This is a genomic window from Porphyromonas vaginalis, assembly GCF_958301595.1.
GTDB lineage: Bacteria > Bacteroidota > Bacteroidia > Bacteroidales > Porphyromonadaceae > Porphyromonas > Porphyromonas vaginalis.
Window position 1 is genome coordinate 1799543 of the sequence record NZ_CATQJU010000001.1, and the last position, 16041, is coordinate 1815583.

Here is a 16041-nt window from a genome sequence, read left to right on the forward strand (position 1 = left end):
CGACGCATCTACTTTTGTGTACCACAGATCCTCGTGCTTTTTTATATAATCTCAAAGTAACAAGGAAATGGGACAGACCAAAACAATTTCCCCAGCCGTAGAGGCTCGCATCCAAGCTGCCGTCCAAGCCCTCAGAGATGGGCGCGGCATTCTACTCGTAGATGATGAAAACCGTGAGAACGAGGGCGACATCATCTTCTCCACAGAGAGACTTACTCCACAAAACATCGCACTGATGATCCGTGAGTGCAGTGGCATCATTTGCCTTTGCCTCAAGCCGAAGAAGTGCCAGGAGCTCAACCTCCCTCAGATGGTACAGCACAACACTTGTGTCAACAACACCGCCTTCACGATCTCGATAGAGGCCAAGGAAGGGGTCACGACAGGTGTCTCAGCACATGATCGCTACGTGACCATCACGACGGCTGCACGAGCTAACGCCAAGCCTGAGGACTTAGTGCACCCAGGACACGTCTTCCCGCTACAAGCCAAAGAGGGTGGCGTGCTAGAGCGTCGAGGACACACAGAGGGCAGTATAGATATAGTCTCCATTGCGGGGCTAGGTGATACGGCCGTCCTCTGCGAGCTAACCAACGAGGATGGGACGATGGCACGTATGCCAGAGATCCAGAAGTTTGGTGCAGCGCACAATATGCCTGTCCTCACGATTGAGGATATCGTCACCTATCGTCAGCAAAGCTAAAACTACTTGTCAGCAAGACCAATAAAGAAGGAGACTATCGCCCACGAGTGATAGTCTCCTTCTTTGCTCTGTAGTCTCGCTCCGTATCAGAGACTGTTGCATAAAGGCGAATCGCAGTGTTGCTTTCGGGATTCGGCTTCGGTCACATACGGAGGTGTGCTCCCTTCAGACCTCACCCTCAGCGCCTTGCGCTTCATCCTTTCTGCAAAGTCAGAACGATCTTGCAGGCAAGATTGTGAGACTGTTGACTTTTGCAACAGTCTCTATCAGTAGATGCGGTAAGCATTGCTAATGCCAGGCGCTTGCTTGAGTGCTGCGCAGAGCTGCTCCACCTGCTCAGCTGAGTGCACCTCTAGTCCCACCTTTCCTCCGAAGATGCCATCTTGTGTCTGGAGCTGTACGGAGGCGATGTTGATCAGGAAGTCTTCTGTGATCACCTGCACGATCCCATTGAGGATCCCCTTAGAGTCTATACCCTCGATCATGATTGAGCCAGTGAAGAGCCTATCCCCCTGATCACCCCAGATGGTCGAGAGGAGCTTATTGCCAGTGCTACTCTTGAGGCGCATAGCCTCGGTGCAGGTACGCTGATGCACCACTACTTGGTCGTCTATGACGAAGGCAACAACCTCGTCTCCTGGTAACGGACTACAGTCGTCAGCCATGACGTAGTTGCTCTTGATCGCATCGCTCTGGAGGAGGTAGGGCTTCTTGTAGTCTATCTCACTGATCTGGGAGATAGACTCTGTAGGCTTGGGCATAGCGTCTTGCTTGCCTATGAGAGCCTCCTTGACCGACTTGAAGAAGCGATTGCTCTTGCTCGACTTGATACGCTTGTAGAGAGACTCCACTAGATTGACCGTGCCAGAGCCGACAGCGTAGAAAAGGTCCTCACGCTTGTGAAAGCCAAAGAGCGCTGCCACGAGATCCATGTGTCCCGCATCGACAGAGAGATCGTGCTGCTCGAAGTATTTGATCACACTCTCCTCACCTTGGCTGATGAGCTTGCGACGCTCTATACGGAGGAACTCATTGATCTTGCTCTTGGCCTTGGCCGTCTTGACATACTTGAGCCATAGAGCTGAGGGCTTTTGGTTGTTACTAGAGATGATCTCCACCTGATCTCCACTCTGTAGCGTGTGGCTGAGAGGCACTAGTTTATGATTGACCTTGGCACCGATACAAGTCTGTCCGAGTGTCGAGTGCAGTGCATAGGCAAAGTCCAGCGGCGTACTCTCGTGAGGGAGCGTGATCGGGTCTCCCTTGGGCGTAAAGACCATGATATCATCTCCGTAGAGGTTGAGCTTGATCGTATCGAGAAAGTCCATGGCACTCGAGTCGGGGTTCTCCAGTAGCTCGCTGATTTGGTCCAGGAACTTGGTAATTTCCTGATCCTCCTCCACACCGTCCGACTTGTACTTCCAGTGAGCAGCTAGTCCACGCTCGTCTATCTCGTCCATCTTGCGGCTGCGCACCTGCACCTCGATCCACTTACCTGTGGGGCCCATAACTGTAAAGTGTAGTGCTCGGTAACCATTGCTCTTAGGCTGTGCGACCCAGTCACGAGTCCGCTCATTGTTGACGCGGTAGAGGCTCGTGATGTCGGTGTAGATGCCCCAGCAGGTCTCCTTGACATTGAGTCCAGGCGTCTCCTCAAAGATGATGCGTACCGCATAGAGGTCGTATATCTCCTGAAAGGGGATCTGCTTCTTCTGCATCTTCTTCCAGATCGAGTAGCAAGACTTGACACGCGTCTTCATCTCATAGTCTAGTCCACGAGCCTTGAGTAGAGGGTGAACAGGCGTGCTAAACTGCTCAAACAGCTCTGCGCGAGACTGCTCCGTATCGATAATCTGGTTGCAGATATCCTCGTAAGCCTTCGGGTGTTCATGCTTGAAGACGAGCTCCTCGAGCTCCGTCTTAATAGCAAACAGTCCTAGACGGTGAGCCAGCGGAGCATAGATGTAGAGCGTCTCGCCAGTTATCTTGAGCTTCTTATGCTCAGGCATCGAGCTCAGCGTACGCATATTGTGCAGACGGTCTGCAATCTTAATAAGGATCACGCGAATGTCCGCATTCATCGTTAGGATCAGCTTGCGAAAGTTCTCAGCCTGGAGGCTCTCAATGTTTCGCTCAGTCAGTATTTCGCTACTTATCTTGGTCAGACCGACGACGATCTGTGCTACCTTGGGTCCGAAGAGCTGCTCTATATCTTCCTCTGTGTACTCCGTATCTTCGATCACATCGTGGAGTAGGGTAGAGACGATGGATGTAGAGCCCAGACCTATCTCACGGCACACGATACGAGCTACGGCGAGCGGGTGCATGATGTAAGGCTCTCCGCTCTTGCGTCTGACCCCCTCGTGAGCCATCCGTGCGAAGGTAAAGGCGCGCTGTATCACCTCCACCTTCTTGCGGTGATTTGAGTGCTCATAGTCATAGATCAGCGCATCGTACTCACGCTGTATCATCTCCTCATCAGAGAGTGTCGAGTTGCTATAATCTACAGGGTAAATGTCTTCCATAGTAAGGGGAACAAAAAGGGTTAGACAGTAGCTCTATACATTTAGCCAACTATGGGCATCTTCATAAAGAGACAAGAGGGTAGATGCTCCTCGAGCCATCCCTGGAGATAGCTGATGGTCTCATGCTCTATCGTGGCATCCTGCTCGGGGTATACATTATATATAAGGTATCGCACCTCAATGTCTCGGTGCATGCAAGCATCGATACTGAGTAGTGTGTGGTTGATGCTGCCCAGCTTGCCATTGGTGACGAGTGCTACCTGTGGATCCTCTTGCTGCGCTATGTAGTCTATCGTGAGGAGCTGCTCGGTGAGGGGGACCATCAGTCCGCCAGCACACTCTACGAGTAGTGGCTTAGCGCCCAGCTCTTGCAGATGGCGGGTCGCCTCGTTGAGTCGCTTCGGATCGATCTCGCCACCATCCATACGCGCTGCAAGGTGTGGTGAGCAGGGGTAGCTGTAGAGGTAGGGGCAGGTGAGCCCTTGGCGATCCCACTCCGAGAGTGGCTCTCCGAGTAGACGACGGTGGGTCTCTATATCCTCACTGATCTCGTGGCATCCCGTCTGGACCAACTTCATCGAGGTGCAAGCTGTATAACCAGCCTCTCTGAGCGTACGTATGAGGAAGGCTGTGCCATAGGTCTTGCCTATGTCTGTGTCGATACCACATACGTAGAGCCTATCAGGCGGGGATAGTAATTGTCGTGTGTTACTCTTCATAGCATTATCCACTAATGGAGGAGGGCAATCTCCTCCACCTACAAAGGTACAGAATAGCTATCAATCGGCGAATGTGCCGTGCCAAATCTAGGTCGGTGGGGCGGTTTGCCTATGTCACAAGATTAGATTAACTTTGTCACCGCAGAGGGGACTTGTTTAGTAGAAGTTCCTGATGCAGGGCTATCAAGCCAATGTTTTACTAACTATTAAACACTGAATACTATGGGACTACTTTGGAGTTTACTAATCGGTCTAGCTGCAGGAGCGATTGCAGGTTGGATCATGCGTGGACAGTCTCTCGGGTTCTTATGGAACATCATCATCGGTATGCTCGGTGGTGTCGTCGGAGGCTGGGTCTACGGCTTCTTCGGAGCTGAAGCAGGAGACTCATCATGGGCACAGCTAGTCTGTGCTGTCGTGGGAGCTTGTGTTATCCTATTTGTCGTAGGGCTATTCAATAAGAAGAAAAAGTAGCCCCATACCATACTAACACTCTATTACAAAGAAAGAATTATGAAGAAGTACGTTTGCGATGTATGTGGCCATGTATATGACCCTGCAGAGGGCGATCCCGATAGCGGTATAGCTCCAGGCACACCTTTTGAGGATCTGCCTGATGACTGGGAGTGCCCACTGTGTGGCGTATCTAAGGATCAGTTCTCTCCAATGGAGGATTAAGCCTTGAGCCACGTCATCACTAGATGACACAACAACTAACAAAGAGGTGCCCTATGACCAATTACTTGGTTGTAGGGCACCTCTTTTTTGAGTAGTCTACTCAGCAGTCTCGATATGGGAGGTGAGCTGCTGGAGTGCCTTCTTGAGCGTGATGGGGAGTGCCAGCCACTCGCTCTCATCGTGTAGCGGTACCCACACACCGCCATCGGGCAGCGGTTGGGTGCTACCATCGGGGAGTATGGTGTAGTAGCAGTCGATGTATAGCTGTCGGTGCGTGAGCCGATGCTTATAGCGTCCGAAGGGGTGCAGCTGGCAATGCGCTAGTGCTGCAGGTGGCTCAGGGAGAGGCTGTAGGAGTAGCTCCTCTTGCGGAGCTACGGGCTGGTCGTATAGTAGTGTGGGTTGGTAGAGCTTAGCCCATATATCGCCCGTGGAGCGCTGGTAGAGGATCGTCTGCCAGTGGTCTAGGCCTCCTTTGAGTACAAAGAGGTAGCCTAAGTGTCGGGGCTGGACGGAGAGCTTGAGTGCTTTGCGTGGCAAGCCCGCTCGCTCGGGGCTATCTGCTGAGGGGCAGTCGCTACGGACGGGACAGCGACTGCAGTCGCACAGCTGGGGAGTGCAGATGAGTGCGCCCAGCTCGATCATCGCTTGGTTGTGTAGCCCTGGGTGAGGAGCTTTCTCGACCAATTGTCTGGCTAGAGCGGTGTAGTACTTTTTCCCTTGAGTAGTGTCTATTGGCTCCTCAGAGGCGTAGAGCCTACTCAGGACACGTAGTACGTTGCCATCGACGGCGGGGTATGGTTGATCATAGGCAAAGGAGAGGACGGCTCCAGCGGTGTAGTCGCCAATGCCAGGGAGAGCGCGCACTGACTTATAGTCTGTCGGGAAGGTGCCTCCTAGCTCCTGAACGATGATCTGAGCTGCACGATGTAAGTTGCGAGCACGGCTGTAGTAGCCCAGCCCCTCCCAGAGCTTGAGCACCTCGTCAAGCGATGCTGCTGCGAGGTCTGAGACGGTGGGGTAGTGGTCGACAAATCGTAAGTAGTAGCTCGTCCCCTGATCGATCCGTGTCTGCTGCAGGATCACCTCACTGAGCCATATACGATAGGGGTCGTCTATGTCTCGCCAGGGTAGCTTACGATGATTCTCTTGGTACCAGCTGTGTAGCTTGTTGAGTAGTGTACTCAAAAGGGTGGGGGGCTTCTTTAGATAGAGAGCATGTGTAGCAGCTCGATGAGTTCGGGGTCGATACGCTTTTGCTTTTTGGTCGCCTTGACAAATGGAACGTAGACGATCTCATCGTTGTCATAGCCGATCATCACATTGCGCTGCTCATCGAGGAGTGCCTGCACGGCTGCTGCTCCCATACGACTACCCATGATGCGGTCGGTAGCGCACGGTATACCGCCTCTCTGTAGGTGCCCTAAGATGGTGACACGGATGTCAAACTTGGGGTAGCGACGCTTGAAGTCATCTGCGATGAAGAGTGTCTGCCCCTCGCGCTCACCGCTCTCAGTGACGAGGATGATGCTGCTGCTCTTGGTCTTGCGGAATCCACTCTCGATCATCTTCTTGAGTGCCTCGGTACTGGTTGGGTCTTCGGGGATGAGAGCTCCTTCTGACCCCGTAGCGATAGCTCCATTGAGTGCTAGGAAGCCAGACTCACGTCCCATGACCTCGACGAAGAAGATGCGCTCATGGCTTGAAGCGGTGTCTCTTAGTTTGTCGACAGCATCCATAATGGTATTGAGCGCTGTCGTATAACCTATCGTAAGGTCAGTGCCAGCGAGGTCGTTGTCGATGGTGGCGGGGATGCCTACGATGGGCAGGTTATGTTCATTGGCAAGGAGTCGTGCACCCGTGAGAGAGCCGTCGCCACCGATGACGACGAGACCATCTATCTCATTCTCCTGGATAACTTGGTAAGCACGAGCACGACCTTCGGGAGTCTCGAACTCATGGCTTCGCGCTGTCTTGAGGATAGTGCCTCCACGCTGTATGATATTGCTTACATTCTCGACAGTAAGCTCGATGACATTGTTTTCGATAAGTCCTGTGTAGCCCTTTATGATGCCACATACGGATATGCCGTGGTATAGTGAGGCTCTAGCGACGGCCCGTATAGCTGCGTTCATGCCAGGGGCATCACCGCCCGATGTGAGTACGCCAATGCGTTTGATGCGATTCATGCTCAAGTGTTAGTTTAGATAGTGATCTATGCTACAAAGGTAGCACTTTTACCTCAAGTGTGGAGTTAGAGCGTTGCGAGCAGACCATTGTCCGCAAAGCTCAGATAGTGCGACCGCTCACCGTCGGAGGTGACTGAAGCGTGATAGCGACCGAGGATGAGGTGGTCGTTGAGACGTATGTTGCAGACAGCGGCTACCTGCTTGACTCGCTTGGTGAGATCTATGTCCTCGGCACTGGGCTGTAGGTGACCCGTGGGGTGATTGTGCGCAAGGATGATCGCCGAGGCGTAGAGCGTGATAGCGGGAGCCAAGATGAGTCGCAGATCGGCTACAGCGTGGCTGACGCCTCCTGAGGAAACTAAGACATTTTTGATGACTCGTCCCGAAGCATCTAGGTAAAGACACCTTAGCTCCTCATGATCTAAGTCCTCGAGATGGCGTCGTAAAACGCGGTAAGCGTCTAGGCTACATGTGATCGGCGTGCGCTGAGGCGGTGGTGTGTCTCGTAGTCTGCGTCCCAGCTCGATGGCCGCCAGTATGGTGCAGGCGCGAGCATCGCCTAGTCCGGCAAATCGTTTCTTCTTTTCTCCCGGTATGCTTCCAGTGAGGTAGGCATGGTCTATCTCTAGGAGCCGCCCCAAATCGTTATCTAGACCAGTCATGAGCTTCTTAGCTAGGTCTAGAGCTGTATCCTGCTCCGTGCCAGAGTTGATGAAGATAGCCAGCAACTCAGCATCTGAGAGGTTGCGAGCACCAAGTCTGAGGAGCTTCTCGCGAGGACGATCCTCTTCGCTCCACTGCTTGATGGTGTTTTTGGTAGAGCTTTGGGACAATGGCTTAGCTGGCTGAAGGGGAGTATCTGCTTTCATCTATTGGTCTGTGGCTGGGGTGAGTAAATCTTGCTGGATGCGCTCTAGGAGGGGCTCCCAAGGTGTGGAGAGGTCGAGCGGAGCGAACTCGGGATGGCGTCGCTGCCAGGTGAGCTGCTTGCGGGCGAAGTGACGACTGTTGCGCTGTATGAGACGTATTGCCTCTGTCCGATCGTACTGCCCATCGAAGTGCGCAAAGAGCTCTTTGTATCCTACCGTATTGAGTGCATTGAGTTGGCGGTGAGGGTAGAGTGCCTTGGCCTCCTCGACCAAGCCCTCATCGATCATCATCTCCACGCGCTGGTTGATCCGCTGGTAGAGCTCCTCACGGGGACGTGTCAAGGCATAGGTAAGCAGACGGAAGGGGCGGTCGGCATCTTCGCCCGAGTGGTAAGAGGAGAGTGGTGCCCCGCTGCTGAGATACACCTCTAGCGCATGCATCACACGACGATGATTGCAGTGGTCTACCTTATTATAGTAAAGCGGGTCGACGAGCTGTAACTCAGCGAGGATGCCTGCTAGCCCTTCTCTCTGATAACGCTCGTGGAGCTGCGCTCGCACCTCTAGATCAACAGGGGGAATGTCGTCGATGCCACTACAGATGGCGTCGATGTAGAGCATAGACCCACCGCAAAGGATGATGACGGGCTGCTCCCGAAAGAGTTGCTCTAGGCACTCCATCACCTCCAGCTCATAGCGTCCCGCGCTATACGATTCGGTGATCTCATGGGTCGCTACGAAGTAATGAGGAGCTAGTCGTTGCTCCTCTTCCGTTGGGGTGGCGGTGCCGATCGGCATGCCACGATATATCTGTCGAGAGTCTGCCGAGAGGATAGGTAGGGGCTGGGAGGGGGAGCCTAGATGACGCGCCACTGCTATAGCAAAGGAGGTCTTCCCTACACCTGTAGCTCCTGTGAGTACGATCAGTGTAGGGAAGACCTCCTTTAGTTTGCTAGAGTAGCAGCTCATCGGGGAGGAAAGCTAACTCTTACTCTTCATCTACGATGCTAAAGCCGTCGCTGGAGAGTTCGTCAGCGTTAAAGAGCTCCTCGTCGAAGGCTTCGTCCATCATCCCTAAGGGAGCATCGCCCGAGAGCGCGTCACCGCCCAGACCTCCGACAAATTCATCGGGATCGGTCTGTCGAGGCTTCTTACCCTCTAGAGAGATGATCTCAGGGCTGGACAGCGAGCCACTGTGTATCTTAACCAGCTGAAGGCGTAGATAACGATCCTCAAAGAGATCATAGAGGTAACGCATCCGAGCTCCCGTCTCGTCCAGTAGATCCTCTAGACGAGAGCCGTCGATATCATATTGATTGCCGGCATCGGTATCAAAGAAGTCGCTGGAGGCTACTTGTCCTATATTTTGCCAGCGATCATCGCAGAGGTAAAACATACCAATCGATGCAGGATCGAAGTCGAGCGTATCGATCAGCAAATCCATAAGCTGTGCAAAGGTAGCATCAGCCTGTATCTCAAAGTCTAGAGAGAAGGTCTCCTCAGCCTCGGAGCTTACGTGATAGTGATGTATCATAAAGAGTATGTCGTGCTGTGTGAACTAAATGACTATGCCAAGCTAACCTCTACGTACTAGGTTGAAAAACTCCTCGCGAGTCTTCGACTCTTTAAAGGCTCCCGTGAAGTCGCTCGTCGTGGTGAGCGAGTTTTGCTTCTGCACACCACGCATCTGCATACACATGTGCTGAGCCTCGATGACAACGATGACGCCTAGTGGTGAGAGCGCCTGCTGGATGCAGTCTTTGATCTGTGTGGTCAGTCGCTCCTGTACCTGTAGGCGACGGGCGAAGACCTCGACGATGCGCGGTATCTTGCTGAGTCCCGTGATATACTTGTTGGGGATGTAGCCTACGTGCACCTTGCCAAAGAAGGGGAGCATGTGATGCTCGCAGAGGGAGTAAAAGTCTATATCCCGTACGATGACCATCTGCTGATAATCCTCTCTAAATGTGGCAGCTCGTAGGATCGCTAAGGGGTCTTCCTGGTAGCCCTTGGTGAGGAAGTGAAAGGCCTTCGACACTCGCTCGGGAGTCTTGAGTAGTCCTTCACGGGTTGGGTCTTCGCCTAGCTCTGTGATGAGTGCCTTGACGTGCTCTTTCATTCTCTCTAGCTGTGGCTCAGGTAGGAAGTCGTTGACCACGTAGTTTTGATTTGTGTGTAATATCTGCTGGGGCTCTTCCATGTATGTAAGATGGTTTTCAGAAAAAAGAATTCGATGATAAGTCTATGGGTACTACTCCGAGTAAATCTTAGCGCACTCGAACTTTCTCTCGCACGATGTAGGCTTCTCGCATTAAGCGTGGGTGGGAGGCGCGCAGGGCGTTGAGCTGCTGCTGAGCTTCTTGTCGCGAACTGTAATCGCCAATAGATAGTCGCCAAAAGGGTGCGCTATAAGTGACGTAAGAAGAGAGCTCAGGAGCTGCTCCTCTTAGCTGGCTGGCTAAGCGGTAGGCCTCCTGCTTAGCTCCGCGCATATTGCTCGTATAGACCTGTATGCGATACCCCGTGATGACACTACTAGAGGTGTGAAAGGTTTTGCCTACGAGAGCGCGCAACCAGTTGGGCTGAGTGATAGTCACCTGCCCCCCACTGGTTTGTGCCGTTATCTGGGCAAAGATGTCCTGCCCCTGAGTGCGCTCCTGAGCCACAAGTGAGCCAGAAAGTATGGTCACACTCAAGAATAGGACGAGCGAATGCCTGATGGACGCTAGAAGCCTCATTTGTTTGCGGTGATAATAGGTAAGAATGTATCAGCCTTGAGGGCAGCTCCTCCGATGAGTCCGCCATCGACATCGGGCTGTGAGAAAAGCGCGTCAGCGTTTGAAGCCTTACAGCTACCACCGTAGAGGATAGTGGTAAGATCTGCGAGCTTTTGGTCAAAGAGCGATGCCACTGTCTGGCGAATGTGCTGGTGCATATCCTGCGCCTGCTCTGGTGTTGCCGTCAAGCCAGTGCCGATAGCCCATACAGGCTCGTAAGCGATGACGATCTGCGCCATCTGCTCGTGTGAGAGATGACCTAGGGAACCACGTAGCTGCTCATCGACTACCTCGAAGTAGCGATTGCCTTCACGCTCTGCTTGCTGCTCGCCAACGCAGAAGATGACCTTCAGCCCATGAGCGAGAGCCTGATCGATCTTTTGAGCTAGTAGCTCGGCGCTCTCCTTGTGATAAGCACGGCGCTCGCTATGCCCGATGATGACGTAGGTGCAACCACAGGAGCGTATCATCTCAGCAGATACCTCACCTGTGTAAGCTCCAGCCTCGTGTGCTGAGCAGTCCTGCGCAGCGTACTCGATGTTGCTCCCAGCGAGTAGTCCTTTCATTGCTCCTAGGTGAATGTAGGGTGGAGCTAGGATTACCTTACAGGGATTGTTGAGCTTTGCCACCTGCTCTTTGATTTCTGTGATGAGCTGAAGCCCTGCATCGAGGGTCATGTTCATCTTCCAGTTTCCAGCTACGATGAGTGTTCTCTTGTCCATGATATATGTGTATTGATTATTTATTCTTGATTTGATACTCGGAGTATTTAGCCTTATCCTCCCACTGGATGATTTGGATGAGCATGACAAGGCAAAAGACGATCCACGCAGCGAGGAGCCCCCAACGCTCTAGGTGCAGACCTGCGTGAGGTGCTTGTCGTAGCATGGAGGAGATCTTTTCGTAATCCTTGTCTGTATACTCGTCAGGCAAGTCTCGAGCCGCCTTCTTGTCTAGGATGACTCCGTCAGAGATAAGCATGACAGAGGGCTGAGCCCGTGCCATGGTCTTGATGATTGTAGCATCGCAGAAGTATAGCGGGTAGGCGGCTGCCGTCTTATTGCGCCAGCGTCCGCGCTCTTCGGCTGTACTGCCAGAGATGCCGTACATAGCGACACCGACAGACTCGGCCCACTCATAGAGCGCGTTGAGCTTGCGCCCGATCTGTATGGGCGTCGTCTCCCAGTTTGGCGTTATAACCCATATCTGCGGACTCTCATTGAGTAGCATCGTCTGGGTTACCTCACGCTCTGTCGCTTGCTGAGAGCTCCCGCCAGCATAGATCGCAAAGTCCATGACGGGAGGCTTGTAGCCCTCCTTGATGACTTGCTCTTGGCGGTCGATGTAAGTCCATGTCGAGTCGGGGAGCTCCTCCATGTTGAATGTCTCCCGCAGTCCATTCTTCTCATAGATAAAGAGGTACTCAATCTCCTCTTGAGGAGCGTCTTCAGGGATCATGGTCAGCTCTCGCAGCGAAGCTCCGATCTTATAGGGACGAAAGTCTATGAGCGGTAGATGCCTTAAGTTTCCTCCCACGAAAATGCCCCAGCCTAAGAGGAGTAAGGCCTCTGCCACAAATGCTGTTGTGCCTCGTAAGGGACGACTAGCCCTGCGATAGGTCAGGAGGTAAACGATCGTGATCGCCATGAAGAAGACGTTCTTACCAAAGGTCTGCCAGTTGGTGAGCTTGAGCGCATCTCCAAAGCAACCGCAGTCGCTGATAGGGTTAAAGAGAGCTAGATAGAGCGTCAAGAGCGTCATCACGCCCATAAAGATGGTGGTAGCCCATACTGTGACCTTCCTCCACAGTCCCATTAAGAGAAAAGCCCCGAGGAGAAACTCAAAGGAGCAGAGTGCGACCGATAGAGCCGGAGCCATAGCTCTCCAGCTCCCCAGTCCCATCACTCTAAGGTACTCCTCTATCTTGATGGCCCCTCCCATAGGGTCTACTCCCTTGACAAATCCCGAGAAAAGTAGCAGAGCCACTAGTATGATGCGGGAGAGTTCGGATAGGATGTATTGGACTCGTTGACGGCTCATAGGGTTATCTATTAAATGGCGTGTACTATACCTTAGTCAAAGCGTAACTTGATCAGTGCAAAGATAGCGTAGTTTATCATATCCTGGTAGTTAGCCGCTATGCCTTCGCTCACGAGTGTCTTGCCGGCGAGGTCTTCGATCTCCTTGGTGCGGAAGACCTTCGTCAGTATGATATCGGTTATCGAGCTAATGCGCATCTTGCGCCACGCCTCGTCGTAGTCGTGGTTCTTGTCGACCATCAGCTGGTAAGTCTCCTCGATGAGCTGGTCGTATAGCTCGAGTGCCTCTTCGGGCGATAAGTCGGGCTTGTCACTCGGAGAGCGCTCTAGCTGTATGAGACCGATGATGCCGTAGTTGACGATACCGATATATTCGTTGTCCACATCCTCATCGACACGTTGCTCCGCTTTGGTCTCTAGGGAGCGTATACGTAGTGCCTTGATCATGATCTGATCGGTGAGTGAGGAGGGGCGTAGTATGCGCCACGAAGCTCCATAGTCGTGTAGCTTCTTGGCAAAAAGCGTCCTACACTCTGCAACTACCTTATGATACTGCTGCTCTGTATTCATAGACTCTAAAGCTTTAGGGTGAAGGGGGGCTAGTCGTTGAGCGCAAGGTCTAGCACCTCCTTGATCGTCTCTACATAGGAGAAGGTCAAGCCCTCAATGTATATAGGCTTGATGTCTAGGATGTCCTTCTCATTCTCTTTGCTCAGGATGAGCGTCTTGACACCAGCCCGCTTAGCAGCTAAGATCTTCTCCTTGATACCTCCCACGGGGAGTACACGCCCTGTGAGCGTTATCTCGCCACTCATAGCGATGCGAGGCTTCACCGTGCGCCGGGTCAAGGTAGAGACGAGTGAGGTTGCCATCGTAATACCCGCACTCGGACCATCCTTCGGGATAGCTCCCTCGGGGACGTGTAGGTGTATCTCTAGATTGTCAAAAGTGCTCTCTGGTATCTCCAGCTCCTCGCAGTGTGCCTTGATATAGTCTAGAGCTATGACGGCACTCTCCTTCATCACATCTCCTAGGTTGCCCGTGAGGATCACCTTGCCCTCCTTACCACGATGTGTGGAGCTCTCGATGAAAAGTATCTCACCACCCACTTCAGTCCACGCTAGACCTGTGACGATGCCTGGCATGCCAAAGTCTTGCCAGATGTCTCGTGTGTAGGGTGGCGTGCGAAGGTCTTGCTGTATGATCTCAGGAGTGATCTGTACGCTGTACTTCTGTCCCATGGCGACACGCTTAGCCTGCTTGCGCATGAGCGCTGCGAGGTTCTTCTGTAGCGATCTCACGCCACTCTCTCGGGTGTAGCCCTCGATGAGATAGGTTAGGGCGTCAGTGTCTATGGCAAACTGGTCGCTTGTCAGTCCGTGCGCCTCCAGCTCCTTGGGTACGAGATGGCGGTGAGCTATCTCGACCTTCTCCTCCAGCAGATAGCCCGACACCTGTATCAGCTCCATACGGTCTAGGAGTGGACGTGAGATGGTGCTGAGCGTATTGGCGGTAGCTATAAAGAGTACCTTGCTCAGGTCATAGTCTACGTCTAGGTAGTTATCGTGGAAGGCCACATTTTGCTCTGGGTCTAGCACCTCTAGGAGTGCAGCTGCGGGGTCGCCCTTGTAGTCTGACGAGATCTTGTCTATCTCGTCTAGTACGAAGACCGGATTGCTCGTCCCCGCCTTCTTGATGCTGTCTATGATACGTCCGCACATTGCTCCTATGTAGGTGCGTCGGTGTCCACGTATCTCCGCCTCGTCGTGCAGACCTCCCAGGGAGATGCGCACATACTTACGTCCGAGGCTCTCGGCGATGCTCTTGCCCAGCGAAGTCTTACCCACACCTGGAGGACCATAGAGACAGAGTATTGGGGACTTGAGATCGTTCTTGAGCTTGATGACGGCTAGATGCTCTAGGATACGCTCCTTGACACGCTCTAGCCCGAAGTGGTCACGGTTCAGTATCTCCTCCGCATGCTTGAGGTCAAACTGATCTTGACTATACTCTTGCCACGGTAGGTCGATCATCAGACGCAGGTACTGTAGCTGTATCGAGTACTCGGGAGCTTGTGTCGGGATGCGCTCTAGGTTGCTTAGCTCACGGTCGAAGGTCTTCTGCACCGCTTCGCTCCATTGCTTTTTCGTAGCAGCCTCACGTAGCTCCTCGATGGTCTGGTCGGCAAAGTCGCTCTCGCCTAGCTCCTCTCTAATGGTACGTATCTGCTGCTCTAAGAAGTGCTTGCGCTGCATCTCGTCCATGTCCGACTGGGTCTGCTTTGCGATCTTCTCATTGATCTGTACCAACTCATTCGTCTGACGTACGTAGGAGATCAGCTCCATAACGAGATGCTTCGTGTCGGAGATCTTGAGTAGCTCCAACTTAGCCCTAGGAGTTAGGGAGAGATAAGCAGGGGTAAAGTAGATTAGAAAGGGGAGGTTGTTCTGAGCATTGAGTGCCTCGATAAAGTCCTCAGCGCCCTCCATGCGTCGCATTTTGACCAGTTCAATCAGCTCATAGCGCAGCTTGTTGAAGGCAACAAAAAGCTCCGTGTCTTTCGTCAGATCCCTTTCCGAGCGAGGTAATGCGAGTGGAAACTCAACCCGGCAGCGCAGGTAGGGATTCGTCTGTGTATAGGTGCTGGTCTGGATACGTATGATGCCTCGTATGATCGCTACGACGTTGTCTGGCGATGGATGGATCACATCTTCGACCCAACATAGTACGCCCTGCTTAGAGAGTGACTTTGGCGTGATGAAATCATCAGGCTCATCTACTATAGATGTTGTCGCAACGAGGTATTGCCCCTTGGATATCGCATTATTCACTGCGTCTATCTGCTTATCCTCAGTCAGCATGACTGCCTGTAAGACGCAGGGAAAGACGACGGCGTTAAAGACAGGTAGCACGGGATAGGTACTTCCTAACAGTCGTGACATAAGAACATCATGCTCGTCGTCAAGTAGCTCATCTTCATCTATAACGTTGGGTAGTGGAATGGACATACCACCAGAGCCTACGTTAGGTAAAGGTGTCTCTACAAAGTCGTAATTATCTTCTTTCATATAATCGATATCAGCTATCTATTGCGCAAATCTGCTTGTATTGACTGCAAATATACCACATTTATCCGACTAGGCGGGAGAAAGGTCGGGCTTCAGCAGGGCTGACGCATTATATACAATGAACTCATCTGCCTCTCTATTCCTCGCTTGTCGTTGTGGTAGCTCCTAAAGGAGACTGTTACAAAAGTCAACAGACTCAAAAGAGCGATTATGATGCGTCAGCCATCTCTGGGTAAATGCGATGCCGGCCTGTTACAATAATTTAGAGCTGACTACATATCGACACGGCATTGTGTCGGGGAAAACTGATTTCCACGTGGATATTTCGAAATCTCCAGGTGGAGAATAAAAAATTCTTCGGAGGAATGAAATGAAACTTCGGAGGAATGAAATGAAACTTCGGAAGAAATGATTCGCCCCCACGTGGGGAATAAAAAATATCCACGTGGAGATTTGAGATTTCCCACGTGGATA

Annotated in this window: 16 protein-coding genes; 3 read left to right on the top strand and 13 right to left on the bottom strand. The window is 52.5% G+C overall.

Annotation, left to right across the window (positions count from 1 at the left end; translation table 11 throughout):
* The first annotated feature begins 67 nt into the window (after positions 1-67).
* Complete coding sequence (gene ribB, locus Q2J34_RS06925; RefSeq protein ID WP_300969670.1) at positions 68-703, top strand: 3,4-dihydroxy-2-butanone-4-phosphate synthase; 636 nt, start codon at positions 68-70, stop codon at positions 701-703.
* Positions 704-969: 266 nt separating this feature from the next.
* Here ribB and Q2J34_RS06930 read toward each other — a convergent pair whose 3' ends face one another.
* Together Q2J34_RS06930 and bioD are read right to left on the bottom strand one after the other, a co-directional pair.
* Positions 970-3228: a RelA/SpoT family protein gene (locus Q2J34_RS06930; RefSeq protein WP_300969672.1), complete on the bottom strand. Its 2259-nt coding sequence runs from the start codon at positions 3226-3228 to the stop codon at positions 970-972.
* 41 nt (positions 3229-3269) lie between these two features.
* Positions 3270-3947, bottom strand: coding sequence for a dethiobiotin synthase (gene bioD, locus Q2J34_RS06935; RefSeq protein ID WP_300969675.1), 678 nt, complete (start codon positions 3945-3947; stop codon positions 3270-3272).
* Between the two features lie 222 nt (positions 3948-4169).
* Between bioD and Q2J34_RS06940 the strand changes: the two genes are divergently transcribed.
* Together Q2J34_RS06940 and rd are read left to right on the top strand one after the other, a co-directional pair.
* Positions 4170-4421: a GlsB/YeaQ/YmgE family stress response membrane protein gene (locus Q2J34_RS06940; protein ID WP_298888677.1), complete on the top strand. Its 252-nt coding sequence runs from the start codon at positions 4170-4172 to the stop codon at positions 4419-4421.
* A 39-nt stretch (positions 4422-4460) separates the two neighbouring features.
* Positions 4461-4625 carry a rubredoxin gene (gene rd, locus Q2J34_RS06945; RefSeq protein ID WP_004330944.1) on the top strand — a complete coding sequence of 55 codons (165 nt, stop codon included), beginning with the start codon at positions 4461-4463 and terminating at the stop codon, positions 4623-4625.
* 96 nt (positions 4626-4721) lie between these two features.
* Here the strand turns inward: rd and mutY are convergent, their stop codons facing one another.
* From mutY to lon, 11 genes are all read right to left on the bottom strand, one after another.
* A complete protein-coding gene (gene mutY / locus Q2J34_RS06950) occupies positions 4722-5813 on the bottom strand; it encodes an A/G-specific adenine glycosylase (RefSeq protein ID WP_300969678.1) in 1092 nt (363 codons plus the stop codon).
* 17 nt (positions 5814-5830) lie between these two features.
* A complete protein-coding gene (gene pfkA, locus Q2J34_RS06955; protein ID WP_298888672.1) occupies positions 5831-6814 on the bottom strand; it encodes a 6-phosphofructokinase in 984 nt (327 codons plus the stop codon).
* A 65-nt stretch (positions 6815-6879) separates the two neighbouring features.
* Positions 6880-7683: a JAB domain-containing protein gene (locus tag Q2J34_RS06960; RefSeq protein ID WP_300969680.1), complete on the bottom strand. Its 804-nt coding sequence runs from the start codon at positions 7681-7683 to the stop codon at positions 6880-6882.
* On the bottom strand, positions 7684-8652 hold the full coding sequence (gene miaA, locus Q2J34_RS06965) for a tRNA (adenosine(37)-N6)-dimethylallyltransferase MiaA (protein WP_300969682.1): 969 nt from the start codon (positions 8650-8652) through the stop codon (positions 7684-7686).
* 19 nt (positions 8653-8671) lie between these two features.
* Positions 8672-9217 carry an IS1096 element passenger TnpR family protein gene (locus Q2J34_RS06970; RefSeq protein WP_300969684.1) on the bottom strand — a complete coding sequence of 182 codons (546 nt, stop codon included), beginning with the start codon at positions 9215-9217 and terminating at the stop codon, positions 8672-8674.
* A gap of 42 nt (positions 9218-9259) precedes the next feature.
* Positions 9260-9802: a GTP cyclohydrolase I FolE gene (gene folE / locus Q2J34_RS06975; RefSeq protein ID WP_298888679.1), complete on the bottom strand. Its 543-nt coding sequence runs from the start codon at positions 9800-9802 to the stop codon at positions 9260-9262.
* A 148-nt stretch (positions 9803-9950) separates the two neighbouring features.
* Complete coding sequence (locus Q2J34_RS06980) at positions 9951-10373, bottom strand: SPOR domain-containing protein (protein ID WP_300969686.1); 423 nt, start codon at positions 10371-10373, stop codon at positions 9951-9953.
* A 44-nt stretch (positions 10374-10417) separates the two neighbouring features.
* Positions 10418-11182 carry a triose-phosphate isomerase gene (gene tpiA, locus Q2J34_RS06985; RefSeq protein ID WP_298888662.1) on the bottom strand — a complete coding sequence of 255 codons (765 nt, stop codon included), beginning with the start codon at positions 11180-11182 and terminating at the stop codon, positions 10418-10420.
* Between the two features lie 16 nt (positions 11183-11198).
* Entirely contained in the window at positions 11199-12500 is a 1302-nt protein-coding gene (locus Q2J34_RS06990; RefSeq protein ID WP_298888660.1) for a BT_3928 family protein, read from the bottom strand.
* A gap of 32 nt (positions 12501-12532) precedes the next feature.
* Positions 12533-13069 carry a DUF1599 domain-containing protein gene (locus Q2J34_RS06995; RefSeq protein WP_298888658.1) on the bottom strand — a complete coding sequence of 179 codons (537 nt, stop codon included), beginning with the start codon at positions 13067-13069 and terminating at the stop codon, positions 12533-12535.
* A gap of 29 nt (positions 13070-13098) precedes the next feature.
* Entirely contained in the window at positions 13099-15567 is a 2469-nt protein-coding gene (gene lon / locus Q2J34_RS07000; protein ID WP_300969690.1) for an endopeptidase La, read from the bottom strand.
* Positions 15568-16041: the final 474 nt, after the last annotated feature.

Coding starts and splice junctions, on each gene's coding strand:
- ribB (WP_300969670.1), top strand. CDS start 68: ATGGGACAGACCAAAACAATTTCCCCAGCCGTAGAGGCTCGCATCCAA.
- Q2J34_RS06970 (WP_300969684.1), bottom strand. CDS start 9,217: ATGATACATCACTATCACGTAAGCTCCGAGGCTGAGGAGACCTTCTCT.
- lon (WP_300969690.1), bottom strand. CDS start 15,567: ATGAAAGAAGATAATTACGACTTTGTAGAGACACCTTTACCTAACGTA.
- folE (WP_298888679.1), bottom strand. CDS start 9,802: ATGAAAGAGCACGTCAAGGCACTCATCACAGAGCTAGGCGAAGACCCA.
- rd (WP_004330944.1), top strand. CDS start 4,461: ATGAAGAAGTACGTTTGCGATGTATGTGGCCATGTATATGACCCTGCA.
- Q2J34_RS06990 (WP_298888660.1), bottom strand. CDS start 12,500: ATGAGCCGTCAACGAGTCCAATACATCCTATCCGAACTCTCCCGCATC.
- Q2J34_RS06995 (WP_298888658.1), bottom strand. CDS start 13,069: ATGAATACAGAGCAGCAGTATCATAAGGTAGTTGCAGAGTGTAGGACG.
- Q2J34_RS06930 (WP_300969672.1), bottom strand. CDS start 3,228: ATGGAAGACATTTACCCTGTAGATTATAGCAACTCGACACTCTCTGAT.
- bioD (WP_300969675.1), bottom strand. CDS start 3,947: ATGAAGAGTAACACACGACAATTACTATCCCCGCCTGATAGGCTCTAC.
- miaA (WP_300969682.1), bottom strand. CDS start 8,652: ATGAGCTGCTACTCTAGCAAACTAAAGGAGGTCTTCCCTACACTGATC.
- Q2J34_RS06960 (WP_300969680.1), bottom strand. CDS start 7,683: ATGAAAGCAGATACTCCCCTTCAGCCAGCTAAGCCATTGTCCCAAAGC.
- pfkA (WP_298888672.1), bottom strand. CDS start 6,814: ATGAATCGCATCAAACGCATTGGCGTACTCACATCGGGCGGTGATGCC.
- Q2J34_RS06940 (WP_298888677.1), top strand. CDS start 4,170: ATGGGACTACTTTGGAGTTTACTAATCGGTCTAGCTGCAGGAGCGATT.
- tpiA (WP_298888662.1), bottom strand. CDS start 11,182: ATGGACAAGAGAACACTCATCGTAGCTGGAAACTGGAAGATGAACATG.